The organism is Nonomuraea muscovyensis, assembly GCF_014207745.1.
Classification (GTDB): Bacteria; Actinomycetota; Actinomycetes; order Streptosporangiales; family Streptosporangiaceae; genus Nonomuraea; species Nonomuraea muscovyensis.
The window spans coordinates 640064-656851 of sequence record NZ_JACHJB010000004.1 but is presented as its reverse complement, the minus strand read 5'-3'; the positions used below and the strand labels follow the sequence as shown (position 1 = coordinate 656851).

Below are 16788 nucleotides of genomic sequence, written 5' to 3'. Positions count from 1 at the left end.
TCGGGTGGGGGATTCGTTATCCGATCAAGCGTGACTTGTGTCCTATAAGGAAGCCGTCAAGGCATCCATCCGCATAGGCGTAACTGATCCCTCGTGTCGGTCGTTGCAGCAGGTCAGGGCGCCAGGAAAGGTGGTATCCATGCGTCGACTTCTCTGCTTGGCCGTCCTTTCCTGTACGGCATTCAGTGTCGCTCCCGCCGTGGCCGACACGCACGCTCCCGGCAGGGGGATGCGGATTTTCTTGATCACTGTCGGGGACAAGACCGGAGTCCTGTCCTGCTCCCGGCGCGCCCGCACGCCCGCCTGCACCGCTCTCGAAAGAGTGGGCGGCGACCCGTCGAGGCTGTCCCGGGCGGCGGGCACGGCCTGCACCATGGAGTACAACCCGGTGCACGTCAAGGCGATGGGCATCTGGGACGGCAAGCGGCACGACTACGACCAGACGTTCTCCAACGGCTGCGAGCTGAGTGCCTCGACCGGGCCGGTCTTCCGGCTCTGATCCCGCCTGACGGCCCCGGTCCGCCTGTCGCGGGCCGGGGCCGTCGCGTGTGCGGCGGAGCCGCGTTCCGGAGGCCGAGAACGGCGCCGGGTCGTACGTCCCTGATGTCGTGGAAGAAGGTGTCGCCCCAGGTGGAGGCCCCCGGGTAAGGCCTGTCGTCCGCCCCCTTTCGCTGGAACATTGTTCTGGTTAGATGGCGATATGGATCCACGTACCCCCTGCCTCGTCGGCGTGGCCCAGCGCACCGTCCGTCAGCAACCCGGCCCTGAGCCGCTCGACCTCTGGGAGCAGGTCGCGCGCGAGGCCGCCGGCGACGCCCGGCTGCCCGCCGGGCGGTTCGACTCGATCCAGATCGTCTACACCGACTCCTGGCAGTACGACTCGCCCACCGGCCGGCTCGCCGAACGGCTCGGCGCCACGCCGCGTCACCAGGCCTACTCCAGAGTCGGCGGCACCGCGCCGCACCTGCTCATCGGCGAGGCCGCCGCCAGGATCGCGGCCGGCGAACTCGACTGCGCACTGGTCGCCGGTGCCGAGGCGCTGGCCACGCGCCGGGCGTACCGGAAGGCGGGCGAGCGGGCGCCGTGGAGCCATCCGGCGGTGCCCAAGCCGCCGTACGGCTGGGAGCGGGGGCCGCATCCGGCCGAGCTGGCGCACGACCTGTTCCTGCCGGTGCACACGTACGCGATCCTGGAGACGGCCCGGCGGGCGGCCCGCGGCTGGACCATCCACGAGGAGATGGCCGACCGGGCGCGGATGATGGCGCCGATGACGCGGGTGGCCGCCGCGAACCCGTACGCCTGGCGGCGCACCCCGCGCACCCCGGAGGACCTGGCGGACGGGGGCCGGTTCGTCGGCTGGCCGTACACGCGGGACACCGTGGCCGTCATGGAGGTCGACCAGGCGGCGGCCGTCGTGCTGGTGAGCGCCGCACTGGCCGACCGGCTCGGCGTGCCGGACGACCGGCGTGTCCACCTGCGCGGATGGGCGTACGCCGAGGACACCTGGGAGGTGGCGGCCAGGCCCGCGCTCGACGCCTCGCAGGCCATGGCGAGTGCGGCCGCGGCCGCGTTCGGGCGGGCCGGGGTCACGCTCGGCGACATGGGGGCGATCGACCTGTACAGCTGCTTCGCCATCGCGCTCCGGCAGGCCTGCGACGCGATCGGCCTCGACCCGTTCGACCCGCGCGGCCTCACGGTCACCGGCGGCCTGCCGTACGCCGGCGGGCCCGCCAGCGACTACGTGCTCCACTCCACGGCCGCGATGGCCGGGGTGCTGCGCGAGCGGGGCGGCCACGGTCTGGTCACCGGGGTCGGCATGCACCTGACCAAGCACGCCTACGCCGTGTGGTCCACCGAGCCGGGCGGCGCGACGGGCGACGCCCGCCCGGTCTTTACGGCCGAACCCGTGCCGATCGTGCCCGCCTACGACGGGCCCGCCGTGGTGGCCGGGTATACCGTGGCGCACGACCGCGAGGGGGTGGCCGAGCGGGGCATCCTCGTCGTGGACCTGCCCGGCGGCGGGCGGGCTCACGCCCACGTGGTGGAGCCGGACCTCCTGGCCGAGGCGGAGTCGCGGGAGCTGGTCGGACAGTTGGTGCGGCTCTCCTCCAATGGCCAGGTCAATGTGGCGCGGTGGTGATACTCAAAGGCCATGCAAAGATTGTGATCGGGTGACTACTGTGAGCTCTTGACATTTTTATGTCACGAGCGGACGCTGGAGTCATGCGGAGGACCACGGTGCGGATCGACGAAGCACTCCTCAACGAGGCGAAGGCGTACGCGGCCCGAAACGGACGCAGTCTCACCTCGGTGATGGAGGACGCCTTGCGACAACTACTCAACCGCTCCACGGAAGCGGCCCGCCGCCCCCATGTGGAGCTCGTGATGTCGGACGCCCGACTGAGGCCCGGCATCGAGCTCACTCCCGAGTTCATCAAAGAGCTGATCGACCAGGAGGAGATCGAGCGCTACACCAGGACGGTGTCGGATGCTGCTGAGTGACGTCAACGTCCTGATCAACGCCTTCCGTCGGCGGGCGAATGATCACGAGGTCTGCCGGCGCCTGGTGGACGGCATGGTCAACGGAGACTCGGCCTATGCCGTGAGCGACTACGTGATCAATGGAGTCGTGCGAATTCTCCGCCACCCCTTCCTGCACGAGGACCCGCCCACGATGGACGAGATCCTCGCCTTCGCCGGGCAGATCCGCAATCAGCCCCACGCCATCGTCCTTGAGCCTGGTGAGCGGCACTGGCACATCTTCACCCAGCTGTGCCGCCAGACCCAGGCCAGGAGCAACCTCGTGCCCGACGCCTACCTTGCGGCGCTGGCCATCGAGCACGGTTGTGAATTTGTGACCTGCGACAAGGACTTCGCCAGGTTCGAGGGCTTGCGCTGGCGGTCACCGCTCAACTGAACTGGTGACAGGGCGCAAGCCACTCCACCGGGTGAGGTCGTCGTGGCCGATCAGTTCGATGTCATCGAGTCGGGCCGGCGCGGGCGTCGGCAGTGGGTGGGGCTGATCGTCGTGGCGGTCCTCGTCGTGGTGCCCGTCGCCGGGCTGGTGGTCAGCCGCGAGCCCGAGCCGCCGGTGCAACCCGGGGCCGTGCCCGAGCCGATCCGGTCGATGCGCACGCTCAACAACGCGCCCAACGCCCTCTACCCGAAGGCCAGGGTCAAGGGTGACGACGAGACCGTCCGGGTGGTCTTCCCCGACGGGACGCGGGGCGAGGTGCGTTATCCCGCCGAGCTGGGTCTCGACGCGCTCGGGGTGCGCCCGTTCCGGGGTGTCTGGATCGACGGGGCGTACCGCCGGCTCGCCGCGCCCTACGGGGGCGAGGTGGAGGTGTCCAAGGGGGGCCAGCCGATCAGGAACCTCACCCCCGACGTGCAGCTCTGGCCGCGCCAGCCGGGCAGCGGCGCGTTCGGGCAGGTGCTGTTGTTCGCGTTCGGGCCGTGGCGGCTGGCGCTGTACGACCGGTTCGACGGGCTGACGTTCGAGCAGCGGATGGCGGTGGCCGAGCGGCTACGCGGCCGGGTGACGAAGGACGGCTACCTCGTGCTGTCCGGTGGTGGCCCGGTGCGCCTGGCCGAGCCGGGCGACTACGCGCAGGGCGACCCGGTGGGTCCGCAACTGTGGTTCGGCAGCGTGGTGAACGACATGGTGGCGGTCATCCCGCTGCCCGGCTGCGCGAAGGGGTCGCGGGTGCCGGAGATGATGGAGCGGGCCGGCCGCCCGGCCAAGGCCGCCTGCCGCGACGGGGTGCAGGTCGCGGCCACCGGCGAGCGGGAGTTCGTCGAGCGGGCCGTCAAGGGGATCCGGATCACGCTGAAGTAGGGTGCGGCCATGTTCGCCGTAACCGCCACACAGATCGATCCCGACAATCCCCTCGCCGGGCTGACGCTCGGCGAGCGGCCGGAACCGCAGGCTCCGGACGGCTGGACCACCGTCACCGTACGGGCGACCGCCCTCAACCACCACGACCTGTGGACGCTCAAGGGGGTCGGCATCCGGCAGGACCGGCTGCCGATCGTGCTCGGCTGCGACGCGGCCGGCGTCGACGAGGACGGCAACGAGGTCATCGTGCACGCCGTGATCGGCACCGGCGCCGACGAGACGCTGGATCCGAAGCGTTCGCTGCTGTCGGAGGTGCACGACGGCACCTTCGCCGAACGGGTCGCCGTGCCGCGCCGCAACCTGGTGCCCAAACCTGCCGCGTTGACGTTCGAGCAGGCGGCCTGCCTGCCGACGGCCTGGCTGACGGCGTACCGCATGCTGTTCGACAAGGCGGCGCTGGAGCCGGGGTCCACCGTGCTGGTGCAGGGGGCAGGCGGCGGGGTCGCGACCGCGCTGATCGCGCTCGGCCGGGCGGGCGGCTACCGCGTCTGGGCGACCAGCCGGTCGGCCGACAAACGCGACCAGGCTCTCAAGCTCGGCGCCGACCAGGTCTTCGAGCCGGGTGCGCGGTTGCCCGAGCGGGTGGACGCGGTGATGGAGACGGTCGGGCAGGCCACCTGGGACCACTCGCTCAGGTCGCTCCGGCCGGGCGGGCGCGTCGTCGTCTCCGGCGCCACCAGCGGCGCGGTCCCGCCCGCCGACCTCAACCGCGTCTTCTTCCTGCAGCTCTCGGTGGTCGGCTCGACCATGGGCTCCCGGGACCAGCTCCAGCGCCTGGCGGTCTTCCTGGAGCAGACGGGGGTGCGGCCGGTCATCGACCGGACGATGCCGCTCGCGCTGGCCCGCGACGGGTTCGCCGCGATGAACCAGGGCGACGTCTTCGGGAAGATCGTCTTCACGCCCTGAGAGTGCCTCAGCCGGAGGTGCGCCGCCGGGTGGTCAGGAAGGCGAGAACGAGGACGGCGGTCAGGGCTCCGTCCCAGGCCGCCGTCTCCGCAGCCCCGGGGGCGCCGCCGGCGGCCAGGTACGCCACGGCCGTGACGGTCAGCGCGGCCTTGTTGGCGATCAGCAGCGTCCACACCGAGACGTGGGTGTCCGGCCGCCAGGCCAGCACGCCGAACAGGCCGGCACACAGGAACAGCCCGTACATGCGCCAGGTCTGCGCGATCAACGCCTCGGGCCCGGCGCCGGCCACCTCGCCGATCGCGCCGGCGCCCGCCGCGGCGGCGGCCAGCGCGGCCAGGATCAGCAGCCCTCGCCCGACCTGGAACCACCGGTTCGGGCGAGCGGTCTCGACGGCGAGCGGTGCCATGTTTCCTCCTGAAGAAACTGTGCGACATTCTGTCGCCTTAAGGAGAGCATGGCATACGCCGGCGCCTTTCGGCAACAAGATGTCGCTTTAAGGGTGGGCTGTGTCGAGGAGGGAATCGACGATCCGGTCGGCGTAGGCGGCGTCGATGGGTTCGCCGGTGACCAGGAGCCGCAGGAACAGCGGCGCGATGAGCCGTTCGATGAAGAAGTCGGCGTCGGTGTCGGTCGGCAGCTCGCCCCGCTCGATCCCGCGCCGCACGATCGCGCCGGCCAGGGCGAACCGCTCGCCCCAGAACGCCCGGCCGGCCACGGAGATCTCCGGCACCTGTCCGGCGTCGGAGACGAGCGTGCGGAGCAGGCCCTGTCCGTCCGGTTCGGAGAGGTTCGCGACGATCGCGTGGGCGAGCCGGCGCAGGTCCTCGCGAAGCGAGCCGGTGTCGGGCATCGGCACCGCCTGCCGGGTCTGGGCGAGCAGTGCCTCGGCGACGAGTTCCTCCTTGGAGGCCCACCGCCGGTAGAGCGTCGCCCGGTGCACCTGTGCGCGGGTGGCGACCCGGTCGAAGCTCAGCTTCGAGTAGCCCGACTCGATCAGCTCGTCGAGTGCGGCGCTGAGGATGGCCTCGTTGACCCGTGCGCTGCGCCCGCCGGGACGCGTGCGCCGCTGGGGATCGCCTCGGCGGGACGGTGATGCCATGACGGCTCCTTTCCGATGTCCAATGGCGACACTATGTTGCCATAGTGTTGCCCTGGAGGGTGAGGGGAGCGTCAGGGCTCTCAGTGATGTCGGGCTGCCGCCCCAGGCGTGGGGGAGGGGCGGCGGCGCTTCCGGGCGGGGGCCGAGCGCGCCGGGTCCGCGGCGGGATCGATCGCGGTGGGGGGCGGCGCCGCCGGGTGGTCCGGGGTGGGGGGTGGCGCCGCAGGGTGGTCCGCGGTGGGTGACCGGTCGGGGGGTGGGCGCGGGGCGAGACGCTGCGCCGGGGAGCGGAGGCCGTACCGGATCATGGCCGGAGGGTGTCGCGGATGCGGTCGGACGCCTCGTCGAGGACGGTGCGGAGCCGATCGACGGTCTGCGGGGTGAGGCGGGACTCCGACGCCTCCTCGCGGACCCTGGCCACGAAGTCGGCCAGCATGGCGCCCAGCTCGGCGTCGAGGTCGGCGTCCTGGTCCGGGTGGCCGGCGGGCGGGCCGCCGAGCGTGGACCAGATGTCGGCCCAGATCCTGCGCCACTCCCCGGCCAGCCGCTGGCTCTCGCCCTGCCACTGGGAGGCGTGCTCGGTCCACTGGTGCCTCTGCTGCTCCTTGAGCCGTTCGAAGTGGGCCTTCTGCTGCTCGCGGTGCCGCCTGCCGTCGGTCTTGGCGCCGACGCGCACGTCCTTGGCCATCCTGGTCAGCTCCTCGCGGAGCGACTTGACGGTGTCGCGGACGTCCTCCTTCACCTCGCGGGCGATGTCGCGCACCGAGGCGGAGATCTCCTGCTCCAGCTCGGCCAGCTCGTCGAGGCGGTCGCCGAGCTCCTCGCGGCCCTTGTCGGTGATGGAGAACACCTTCTTGCCGTCGATCACCTCGTGGGTGACCAGCCCTTCCTCCTCCAGACGGGCCAGGCGCGGGTAGATGGTGCCGGGGGAGGGGGAGTAGACGCCGAGGAAGCGGTCCTGCAGCAGCCGGATCACCTCGTATCCGTGGCGCGGGCTCTCGTCCAGCAGCTTCAGCAGGTACAGCCTGAGCCGGCCGTGACCGAAGACAGGGCTCATTCGTTCTCCCCCTTGAGCAGCGTGACGTCGCCGGAGACCGTGATGGCCGACAGCGAGGCCATGCCGCCACCCAGCCGGCCCGACAGCGACCTGGTGCCGGGACCGTTCTCGTCGGACAGCTTCTCGAACGCGCTCACCAGACGGCCGGAGGTGGACCGGATGTTCACGTCCGTGTCCACCCCCTCCGGGAGCCTGACCAGGATGTCACCTGAGACGCTGTTGAGCGTCACGTGCCCCGTCGGTCTCAGGCGCAGGTCGGCGGTGATGCGGCCGGACATGGTGTTGGCCCGCAGGCGCCGCGGCACGCCGCCGGCCACGGTGAGGTCGCCGGAGACGCTCTGGAAGGACAGGTCGCCCTCCATGGCCCGGCTCTCGACGCCGCCCGAGATCGTGGTGGCGTTCACCTCGCCGCTCACCCCGTCGAGCACGATCTCCCCGGCGGCGCTCTTGACGCGGGTGACGTTCTCGAACCCGGCGACGACGGCGGAGGCGGAGACCACGCCGGCGTTGACCCTGCAGCCCCGCGGCACGGTGAGCGTGGCGACGGTCTCGCGCCGGGCGCTGCGCAGCCAGCTCAGGACACCCTCCCAGGTGAGGTCCTTGTAGGCGACGCTGAGCTCCCGGGCGTCCTCGTCGTAGGTGACGATCAGCGGGGCGGAGTCGATGCTGGAGACCTCCAGCGACGGTGGGCCCTCGCTGGCGAGCACCGCCAGCCTGCCGGCCACGATCCGCACGTCGAGCGCGGCCACCGGGCCGAACGTGAGCTGCTCGGGCCCTTCGATCGTCCAGTGCCGCATGATCCCCGTCCCTTCCTCCCGGACTACCGTCACATAAGACACGATATGTCGCGACTGTCGAAAGCTCAAGATGTATCGCGTCTTGTGATCGGGTGGGCTCCTGAGGGCAAGCCCGCCTACCGGGACCTCGCCCGCCGGATGCTCACCGCGCGGCGGGCGGCGGGGGCGTCACTCGTCCTCGTCGTCGTCGAGGCGGGCCAGCCACGTGGCCAGCCGCTCGACCGGGACCTCGAACTCCGGGTTGAGGTCGACGAACTCGCGCAGCCGCTCGCCGAGCCAGAGGAGGCTGACCTCCTCCTCGCCCCGCCTCTCGACGAGTTCCTCGATCCCCCGGTCGGTGAAGTACATCGTGCTCCGTTTCAGGTCATCGTGGACCGGCGCGTCCACGCCTCACTCTAGGCCGTCCCGAGGGCGGCCCCGCAAACGGGAAGACCCCCGCGCGGCCGGGGCCGGCGGGGGTCTTCAGGTGCTGCGATCAGCCGAACACCTGGCTGAGGATCTCGTGCAGCTCGGCGTCGTGGGCGGCGTGCGAGCCGACCGCGGGCGAGCTGTTGGGGGTCCGCGAGACCCGGCGGAGCGCACGCCCGCCGAGCAGCTGCGGGTCCTCCGCGAGCTTGAGCGTCAGGTAGGGCCACGGGCCCATGTTGACCGGCTCGTCCTGCACCCAGACCAGCTCCACCTGCGACCCGTAGCGGGCCAGCTCGGCGGCGAGCTCGTCGGCCGGGAACGGGTAGAGCCGCTCCAGCCGGACGAGCGCGACGTCGTCGCGACCGGTCTCGTCGCGCTTGGCCGCCAGGTCGTAGTAGATCTTGCCGGAGCTGAGGACCACCTTGGTGACCTTGCCCGGGTCGACCTTCGTGTCGGACAGCACCGGCTGGAAGGTGCCCGAGGTGAAGTCTTCGGCCTTGGACGTGGCCGCCTTGTGCCGCAGCAGCGACTTGGGCGTGAAGACCACCAGCGGGCGGTGCCGGCCCGACTCGACCTGCCAGCGCAGCAGGTGGAAGTAGTTGGCCGGGGTGGTGGGCTGCGCGACCGTCATGTTGTCGAGCGCGCAGACCTGCAGGAACCGCTCGATGCGGGCCGAGGAGTGGTCGGGACCCTGCCCCTCGTAGCCGTGCGGCAGCAGCAGCACGACGCCCGACTTCTGGCCCCACTTCTGCTCACCGGACGAGATGAACTCGTCGATGATCGTCTGGGCGCCGTTGACGAAGTCGCCGAACTGCGCCTCCCAGCACACCAGGGCGTCAGGACGCACGACGCTGTAGCCGTACTCGAAGCCGAGCGCCGCGAACTCGCTGAGCAGCGAGTCGTAGACGTAGAACTTCGTCGTGCCCTGGTTGAAGGTCTTGAGCGGCGTGTGCTCGGCGCCGGTCATCCGGTCGACCAGGACGGCGTGGCGCTGGGTGAACGTGCCGCGCCGGGAGTCCTGGCCCACCAGGCGGACCGGGTGGCCGTCGATGAGCAGCGAGCCGAAGGCCAGCGTCTCACCCATCGCCCAGTCGATCGCGCCCTGCTCGACCATCTGCCCGCGCCGCTGCAGCATCGGCGCCAGGCGCGGGTGCGGGGTGAAGCCCTCGGGCAGGTTGAGCTGGGTGTCGACGATGCGCTTGAGCGTCTCGTCGCTGATCGCGGTGGGCGTGTCGTCGTGCGACCACTTGACGACCTCGGTGGGCGGCACCCGCATCTCGCCCGCCTCGTGCGGCTTCTTGGCCGCCTCGCGGGTCTCGGTGAAGGCCTGCTCCAGCTTGGCCTGGTAGTCGCGCAGCGCCTGCTCGGCCTCCTCGACCGAGATGTCGCCCCGGCCGATCAGCGCCTCGGTGTAGAGCTTGCGCGTCGAGCGCTTGGCGTCGATCAGGTCGTACATCAGCGGCTGGGTGAAGGCGGGGTTCTCGCCCTCGTTGTGGCCGCGGCGGCGGTAGCAGATGAGGTCGATGACCACGTCCTTGCGGAACGCCTGGCGGTACTCGTAGGCGAGCTGGCCCACGCGCACCACGGCCTCGGGGTCGTCGCCGTTGACGTGGAAGATCGGCGCCTGGATCATCCGGGCCACGTCGGTCGCGTAGACGCTCGACCGGGACGAGGCCGGCGAGGTGGTGAAGCCGACCTGGTTGTTGACCACCACGTGCACGGTGCCGCCGGTGCGGTAGCCGCGCAGCTGCGACAGGTTGAGCGTCTCGGCCACGACGCCCTGGCCGGCGAAGGCCGCGTCGCCGTGGATGAGCACCGGCAGGACGGTGAAGCCCTCCTCGCCGCGCTCCAGCAGGTCCTGCTGGGCCCGGACGACGCCCTCGAGCACCGGGTCGACCGCCTCCAGGTGGGAGGGGTTGGCCACGACCGAGGCGGTGATGGTCTTGCCGCTCGGCGCGGTGAACTCGCCGCTCGCGCCCAGGTGGTACTTCACGTCGCCGGAGCCGTGCGCCGTGCGCGGGTCGATGTTGCCCTCGAACTCGCCGAAGATCTGCGCGTAGGACTTGCCGACGATGTTGGCCAACACGTTGAGCCGGCCGCGGTGGGCCATGCCGATGACGACCCCGTCGAGGTCCTCGTCGGCCGCGTCGCTGATCACCGAGTCGAGCAGCGGGATCAGCGACTCGCCGCCCTCCAGCGAGAAGCGCTTCTGGCCGACGAACTTCGTCTGCAGGAACGTCTCGAACGCCTCGGCGGTGTTGAGCCGCGACAGGATGTTGAGCTGCTCGGCGCGCTCCGGCGAGGCGTGCGGCTTCTCCACCCGCGCCTGGATCCAGGCCCGCTCCTCGGGGTTCTGGATGTGCATGTACTCGATGCCGACCGTGCGGCAGTAGGAGTCGCGCAGCACACCCAGGATCTCGCGCAGCTTCATCAGCGGCCGGCCGCCGAAGCCGCCGGTGGCGAACTCGCGCTCCAGGTCCCACAGGGTCAGGCCGTGGGACTGGATGTCGAGGTCGGGGTGCTTGCGCTGCTTGTACTCGAGCGGGTCGGTCTCGGCCATGAGGTGGCCGCGCACCCGGTAGGCGTGGATGAGCTCCAGCACCCGGGCCGACTTGGCCACGTCGTCGTCGTGGGAGGTCGAGATGTCCTGGACCCAGCGGACCGGCTCGTACGGGATCCGCAGCGCCTCGAAGATCTCGTCGTAGAAGCCGTCCTCGCCGAGCAGCAACCGGTGGATCTGGCGCAGGAAGTCGCCCGACTGGGCGCCCTGGATGATCCGGTGGTCGTAGGTGCTGGTCAGCGTCATGACCTTGGAGACGGCCAGGCGTGACAGCGTGTCGGGCGAGGCGCCCTGGTATTCGGCCGGGTATTCCATCGCGCCGACGCCGATGATCGTGCCCTGGCCGGGCATGAGGCGGGGCACGGAGTGGACGGTGCCGATCGTGCCGGGGTTGGTCAGCGAGATCGTGGTGCCGGCGAAGTCGTCGACCCCCAGCTTGCCGCCGCGGGCCTTGCGCACGACCTCTTCGTAGGCCATCCAGAACTGCCGGAAGTCCATCTGCTCGGCGCCCTTGACGGACGGCACGAGGAGCTGGCGCTCACCGTTGCTCTTCTGGACGTCGATCGCCAGCCCGAAGCCGATGTGCTCCGGCTTGATCAGGGTGGGCTTGCCGTCGACCTCCGCGTAGGAGTAGTTCATCTCCGGCATGGCCTTCAGCGCCTTGACGATCGCGAAACCGATCAGGTGCGTGAAGGAGACCTTGCCGCCGCGGCCGCGCTTGAGGTGATTGTTGATCACGATGCGGTTGTCGATGAGCAGCTTGGCCGGGATGGCCCGGACGCTCGTCGCGGTCGGAACCGACAGCGACAGGTCCATGTTGGCGGCCGTGCGCGCGGCGGCGCCGCGCAGCTTGACCTCCTCGGCGCCCTTAGGCACCGGTGCGGCAGGCTGCTTCGGCTTGGCGGCCTGCCCGTCGGCCGCCGCGGCCGGTGCCGCGGCGGGAGCCGGCGGCCGGCCGGCCTTCGGGGCCGGTGCGGCGGGAGGGGGCGCGGTCACAGTGCCGTTCGCCGCCTCCTTGGCAGGGGTGCGGCCTGGTCCATAGTCGGGGTTGTAGTCAGCGAAGAAGTTCCACCAGGCCTTGTCGACCGACTCTGGATCCTGGAGGTACTTCTGGTACAGCTCGTCGACAAGCCACTCGTTCTGGCCAAAGCTTGCCAGCGGGTTTGTCCGCGACGACTCAGACGACACGGCGGAAATCGCCCTCTTCCGCAGATCGGCGTTGATGTAAGAGAACCTGTCCAAGGTTACTCGTCTTGCTCGGCAACGCGCGCCGGGGTAGGCGTGTGGCCTCTTTCGATCCTCTCAGGACTGTCCAAAGAGGTCACGCCCCCCTAGTCAATCAGGGTGATATGGCGTTGGTTGCTGTTTGGTATCAACGCCGGGGGAGGAGGTTTATTTCCCGCCGGACAGCAGCCTGGTGGTGATGCGGGCCTCGGGCGCCAGCTCGGTCAGGAGGTCGGCCAGCTCCTCTCCGGCGGCCTTGAGCTCCTCCATGGTCATCGGCTCCAGCCGTTCGAGGATGAACAGCGCGTTGACCGTCTCCTCGGTGATGCGGGTGCGGGCGACCTGGCGCCAGTTCCACCTGCGGCAGGTGACGCCCACGTCGTCGCGCCAGATCACCTCGCCGGGCTCGGGAGTGCCGAGGGCCTCCTCGGAGACCTCGTCGCCCGCCGCCCGCACCAGCCGGGCGGGCCCGGAGTAGCGGTCGAGGTCCTCGCCGCCGATCGGCAGGGCGTGCCTGACGCTGATGACGTTGTAGGCGTCGACGACCTGGTTGATCTCCGGCAGCGGCAGGCGCCGGGTGAGGGCGTCGACCGAGGGGCGGGTGCGCGAGGGCTTGGCGCCGAACGCGCGGTAGGCGTCGCGCCACGCCTCGATCTTGGCCGTCTGGGTCTCGTGGGCGACGGCGTCGGCGGCGCCGGCCAGCCAGGCCCGGGTCCGCTCGTCCGTGGGCCCGTTGCGCAGGCCGTGCGCCGTCATGAGCAGCACCGCGAAGTCGGGGCGCAGGGCATGGATCGAGTCGTCCACCTGGATGTCGTCAAGCATGCGGCCAGTTTAGTGAGGCCGGACAACCGCAAAATTCTATTTGCAAAATTGTCTTTGCGGTTTACGGTGGACGCATGGAGGAGTCCTACGACATCAGCGATCCGCGGGTGCTGAAGGTGGTGGCCCATCCGCTGCGGGTGCGGCTGCTCGGCCTGCTGCGCTCCGACGGCCCGGCGACGGCCAGCGAGCTGGGCCGTGCGGTGGGTGAGAGCTCCGGCTCGACCAGCTACCACCTGCGCGAGCTGGCCAGGTACGGCTTCATCGAGGAGGACCCGGACCGGCGCGACGGCAGGAAGCGGCGCTGGCGGGCCCGCCACCGCTACACCTCGTGGGACAACCGGCGGATGCACGCCACCCCCGAGGGCCGGGAGGCGGTCGGCATCATGCAGGCCCGGCAGGTGGAGGTGCTGGTGCAGGCGATGCGGTCCTTCGACGAGACGGGCTGGCCGGCCGAGTGGCTCACGGTGGCGGGGATCAGCGACGACATGATCCAGCTCCCGGTCGAGGGGCTGCGCGAGCTGAGCGACAGGATGGGCGAGCTGGTGCACGAGGTGGCGGCCCGCCACGCCGGCCGTCCCGACGCCGTGCTCGTCCAGGTCTGGCGCGCCGCCTACCCCCGCGAGCAGGTCATCGAGGCCGCCCGGCGCAAGGAGGAGGAGAGGTGACCGCGCGCTCGGCATTACGGCGCTACCTGCTCGTCTGCTTCCTGACCTGGCTGCCGACGGGACTCATGCTCACCACGATGGTGCTGCTGATGGCCGAGCGCGGCCTCGGCCTCGCCGAGATCGGCCTGGTGTTCACGGTCTTCTCGCTCGTCACCGTCTGCCTGGAGCTGCCCACGGGCGGGCTGGCCGACGTGGTCGGCCGGAGGGTGGTGCTGGCCGTGTCGGCCGGCTTCACCGTCGCCGCGCTCACGCTCATGGCCGTGTCCACGACGTTCTGGATGTTCCTGCTGACCGGCGTGCTCAAGGGGGTGGCCCGGGCGCTGTCCAGCGGCCCCGCCACCGCCTGGTACGTCGACACGCTGCACGACCTGGAGGGACCCGGCGCCGACCTCAAGCCGGGGCTGGCCCGCGGCGGGGCGCTGGAGTCGGTGGCCCTGTGCGTGGGCGTGCTGGCGGGCGGGTTCGTGCCGGTCGTGGCGCCGGCCCACCTGGTGTTCCCGCTGGCGGTGCCGCCGATGCTGGGCGCGCTGGCGGCGGCCGCGCTGCTGGTCGTGGTGGTGCTCGCGCTGCCCGAGCCGTCCCACGCCCGCATGTCGCCGGGCGAGATGCTGCGCGCGGTGCCCGCCACCGTGGCCGGAAGCGTGCGGCTGGCGACGGGTCACCCGCTGCTGCGCCGCCTGCTGGTGTTCTACCTGGCCTCGGGCATGGTGCTGACGGCCGTCGAGCTGCTCACCCCGGGCAGGCTGGCCCGGCTCGCCGGTACGGCGGAGCTGGGAAGCGCCGCGTACGCCGTCGTCGCGGCCCTCGGCTTCGCCGGCAGCGCGGCGGGCAGCGCGCTGGCCCCATGGGCGGCCCGGCTGGCCGGCGGCTCGGCGCGCGGCGCGGCCGCGGGAGTGGGGCTGGCGGCGCTGTCCGTCGGCGCCCTGGCGGCCACGGCCGGGCTCGGCGGCGCGGCGGGGCTGGCGAGCGCCGGCGCGGCCTACGTCGTCATGTTCGTGGGGATCTCGGTGACGTTCGTGCTCTGCCTGGAGATGACCCACAACGCGGTGTCCGCCGCGCAGCGGACCACGGTCTCATCTGCGGGCTCGCTGGCGCAGCAGGCGGGCGGCGCCGTGTCCAACCTGGGCTTCGGCGTGCTGGCCGCCCAGGCGGGCACGGCCGTGGCCTGGGCGCTGGCGGCCGGGCTGGCGGGCGCCTCGGCGCTGGTGTTCGTCCGGGCGCCGGGAGGTGAAGGGACCGGGCGGCGCGACGGGGAGCGTGCCGCCGCGTCCTGAGAGAGACGGAACGCGCGCCCCAATAGAACATCGTTCGGGAATTACGTGCACAATCGGGGTCATGGTGAAGTACGTGGTGACCCCGTCCAGCGAGACGCAGCACGCGGCGTGGCGGAGCGGCGCTGTCCCGGAGGTGGAGCGGGTGCGGCCAGGACTGTGGTCGATCCCGGTGCCCATCCCGGTCAACCCGCTCCGCTACGTCCTCGTCTACGCGCTGGAGCTGCCCGACGGGGTGGCCATCGTGGACGCGGGCTGGAACACCGACGAGGCGTACGACGCGCTCGTCGCCGGGCTGGGCGTCGCCGGGTTCGCGATCACCGACGTCAAGGGCGTGCTCGTCACCCACATCCATCCCGACCACTACGGCCTGGCCGGCCGTGTCCGGGAGATGTCGGGTGCCTGGATCGCGCTGCACCCGGCCGACGCCGCGCTCGTCCACGAACGCTACGACGACGACGCCATCGACTCCCTCGTGCGCAGGGAACGGGCCCAGCTCGGCCGGGCCGGAGTGCCCGCCGGGACGCTGGACGAGCTGGCCGGGGCGTCGATGATGATCAGGCATCTGGTGGCGACCGCCAAGCCGGACCGGCTGGTCGAGGACGGCGACCCGCTCGGCCTGCCCGGATGGGACCTGCGGGCCCTGTGGACCCCCGGCCACTCGCCGGGTCACCTGTGCTTCGTGTCGCCGTCGCGCCGGCTGCTCTTCTCCGGCGACCACGTCCTGGCCAAGATCACTCCGATCGTGGCGGTCCACCCGCAGTCGCGGCCCAACCCGCTGGCCGACTACCTCGACTCGCTGGCCGCCGTGGGCAAGCTCGACGTCGAGGAGGTGCTGCCGGCGCACGAGTACCGGTTCGCCGACCTGGCGGGACGGGTCGGCTACGTCGTGGCGCACCACGAGGAGCGCCTGGCGGAGATCGAGGCCACCGTCGCCGCCGTCGGCGACGGGATCACCTGCTGGGACGTGGCCACCCGGCTCACCTGGTCGCGGGAGTGGGAGACGTTCCCGCCCTTCATGCGCCGCGCCGCCACCAACGAGACGCTGGCGCACCTCGTCTGGCTGGAGGACCGGGGACGGGCGATCCGGGTGCCGGGCGAGCCGGACCTGTGGTTCCCCGGCCTGCCGTGACGATCGGCAGGACCACTGCCGCCGGGTTATGGTGCTCGTACTAGAACGTTGTTCTCCTGCGATGGAGGTTCGATGCTTCGGTTCGATGACAGGGTCGCGATCATCACGGGGGCCGGGCACGGCCTCGGCAGGGCGCACGCCCTGCTGCTCGCCGAGCGGGGGGCCAAGGTGGTCGTCAACGACCTCGGCGGCGCGCTCGACGGCTCCGGCGCCTCGGCGGGTCCGGCGGCCGAGGTGGTCGAGCTCATCACCAAGAACGGCGGCCAGGCGATCGCCAACGCCGACAACGTCGCCACCCCCGAGGGCGCCGGCGCGATCGTCCAGGCCGCGCTCGACGCGTTCGGCCGCGTCGACATCGTCGTCAACAACGCGGGCATCCTGCGCGACAAGTCGTTCGGCAAGATGACGGTCGAGGAGTTCGACGCCGTCCTGGCCGTGCACGTACGCGGCTCCTACCTGGTCAGCCGGGCGGCCTACCCGTACATGAAGGAGGCCGGCTACGGCCGCGTCGTCAACACCTCCAGCCCGGCCGGCCTGTTCGGCAACTTCGGCCAGGCCAACTACTCCACGGCCAAGATGGGCCTCGTCGGCCTGACCAAGACGCTCGGCATCGAGGGCGCGCGCAACGGCATCAAGGCCAACGCCATCGCGCCGGTCGCCTGGACCCGGATGACCGAGTCGCTGCTGCCGGCCGAATTCGAGGCGAAGTTCACCCCCGAACGGGTCAGCGCCCTGGTCGCCTACCTCGTGCACGACTCGTGCGAGGCGAGCGGCGAGGTGTTCACGGTCGGCGGCGGCCGGGTGGCGCGGGTGTTCGTGGCGGAGGGGCCGGGCTGGAGCTCCGACGAGCCGACCCCGGAGGCGATCTCCGACAACTGGGCGGCGGTCATGGCCGAGCAGCCGTACGTGCTCACGGCCGCCGACTCGATGAAGGCGATGCTCTAGCAGG

At 71.2% G+C, this 16788-nt stretch carries 17 protein-coding genes; 10 read left to right on the top strand and 7 right to left on the bottom strand.

All coding sequences use genetic code 11. The annotated features are described in order from the left end of the window. Window positions 1-241: 241 nt before the first annotated feature. The 6 genes from FHU36_RS40775 to FHU36_RS40750 all read left to right on the top strand — a co-directional run bounded on the left by FHU36_RS40775 (window position 242) and on the right by FHU36_RS40750 (window position 4804). Window positions 242-499 (top strand): SSI family serine proteinase inhibitor, encoded by a 258-nt coding sequence (locus tag FHU36_RS40775; protein WP_185089439.1) that lies wholly within the window; start codon window positions 242-244, stop codon window positions 497-499. A 201-nt stretch (window positions 500-700) separates the two neighbouring features. Continuing rightward, window positions 701-2140: a TLP1 C-terminal extension domain-containing protein gene (locus tag FHU36_RS40770; protein ID WP_185089438.1), complete on the top strand. Its 1440-nt coding sequence runs from the start codon at window positions 701-703 to the stop codon at window positions 2138-2140. 98 nt (window positions 2141-2238) lie between these two features. Continuing rightward, the gene (locus FHU36_RS40765; RefSeq protein WP_185089437.1) at window positions 2239-2502 is read left to right on the top strand and encodes a hypothetical protein; all 264 of its coding nucleotides are present in this window, start codon (window positions 2239-2241) and stop codon (window positions 2500-2502) included. Then, window positions 2489-2917, top strand: coding sequence for a type II toxin-antitoxin system VapC family toxin (locus FHU36_RS40760; protein ID WP_185089436.1), 429 nt, complete (start codon window positions 2489-2491; stop codon window positions 2915-2917). Before FHU36_RS40765 ends, FHU36_RS40760 begins: the two co-directional genes overlap by 14 nt. A gap of 42 nt (window positions 2918-2959) precedes the next feature. Next, window positions 2960-3838, top strand: coding sequence for a hypothetical protein (locus FHU36_RS40755; RefSeq protein WP_185089435.1), 879 nt, complete (start codon window positions 2960-2962; stop codon window positions 3836-3838). 9 nt (window positions 3839-3847) lie between these two features. Then, entirely contained in the window at window positions 3848-4804 is a 957-nt protein-coding gene (locus FHU36_RS40750) for a zinc-binding dehydrogenase (RefSeq protein ID WP_185089434.1), read from the top strand. 7 nt (window positions 4805-4811) lie between these two features. Here the strand turns inward: FHU36_RS40750 and FHU36_RS40745 are convergent, their stop codons facing one another. From FHU36_RS40745 to FHU36_RS40715, 7 genes are all read right to left on the bottom strand, one after another. Beyond that, on the bottom strand, window positions 4812-5210 hold the full coding sequence (locus tag FHU36_RS40745) for a hypothetical protein (RefSeq protein ID WP_185089433.1): 399 nt from the start codon (window positions 5208-5210) through the stop codon (window positions 4812-4814). An 87-nt stretch (window positions 5211-5297) separates the two neighbouring features. Further along, complete coding sequence (locus FHU36_RS40740) at window positions 5298-5903, bottom strand: TetR/AcrR family transcriptional regulator (protein WP_185089432.1); 606 nt, start codon at window positions 5901-5903, stop codon at window positions 5298-5300. Between the two features lie 304 nt (window positions 5904-6207). Next, entirely contained in the window at window positions 6208-6960 is a 753-nt protein-coding gene (locus FHU36_RS40735) for a PadR family transcriptional regulator (protein WP_185089431.1), read from the bottom strand. Further along, window positions 6957-7790 carry a DUF4097 family beta strand repeat-containing protein gene (locus FHU36_RS40730; protein WP_312892182.1) on the bottom strand — a complete coding sequence of 278 codons (834 nt, stop codon included), beginning with the start codon at window positions 7788-7790 and terminating at the stop codon, window positions 6957-6959. Before FHU36_RS40730 ends, FHU36_RS40735 begins: the two co-directional genes overlap by 4 nt. 135 nt (window positions 7791-7925) lie before the next feature. Then, window positions 7926-8105, bottom strand: coding sequence for a DUF6104 family protein (locus FHU36_RS40725; protein WP_101787787.1), 180 nt, complete (start codon window positions 8103-8105; stop codon window positions 7926-7928). A gap of 127 nt (window positions 8106-8232) precedes the next feature. Then, the gene (locus FHU36_RS40720) at window positions 8233-11913 is read right to left on the bottom strand and encodes a multifunctional oxoglutarate decarboxylase/oxoglutarate dehydrogenase thiamine pyrophosphate-binding subunit/dihydrolipoyllysine-residue succinyltransferase subunit (RefSeq protein WP_185089430.1); all 3681 of its coding nucleotides are present in this window, start codon (window positions 11911-11913) and stop codon (window positions 8233-8235) included. Between the two features lie 204 nt (window positions 11914-12117). Then, window positions 12118-12771 carry a B3/B4 domain-containing protein gene (locus FHU36_RS40715; protein WP_185089429.1) on the bottom strand — a complete coding sequence of 218 codons (654 nt, stop codon included), beginning with the start codon at window positions 12769-12771 and terminating at the stop codon, window positions 12118-12120. 74 nt (window positions 12772-12845) lie between these two features. On the opposite strand from FHU36_RS40715, the gene FHU36_RS40710 reads away from it, so the two are divergent. The 4 genes from FHU36_RS40710 (at window position 12846) to FHU36_RS40695 (ending at window position 16784) form a co-directional block, all read left to right on the top strand. Next, window positions 12846-13436, top strand: coding sequence for a winged helix-turn-helix domain-containing protein (locus FHU36_RS40710; protein ID WP_185089428.1), 591 nt, complete (start codon window positions 12846-12848; stop codon window positions 13434-13436). Next, complete coding sequence (locus FHU36_RS40705) at window positions 13433-14710, top strand: MFS transporter (protein ID WP_185089427.1); 1278 nt, start codon at window positions 13433-13435, stop codon at window positions 14708-14710. Before FHU36_RS40710 ends, FHU36_RS40705 begins: the two co-directional genes overlap by 4 nt. Window positions 14711-14771: 61 nt before the next feature. Next, on the top strand, window positions 14772-15839 hold the full coding sequence (locus FHU36_RS40700) for an MBL fold metallo-hydrolase (RefSeq protein WP_185089426.1): 1068 nt from the start codon (window positions 14772-14774) through the stop codon (window positions 15837-15839). Window positions 15840-15911: 72 nt separating this feature from the next. Further along, window positions 15912-16784 (top strand): SDR family oxidoreductase, encoded by an 873-nt coding sequence (locus tag FHU36_RS40695; protein WP_185089425.1) that lies wholly within the window; start codon window positions 15912-15914, stop codon window positions 16782-16784. Window positions 16785-16788 lie beyond the last annotated feature (4 nt).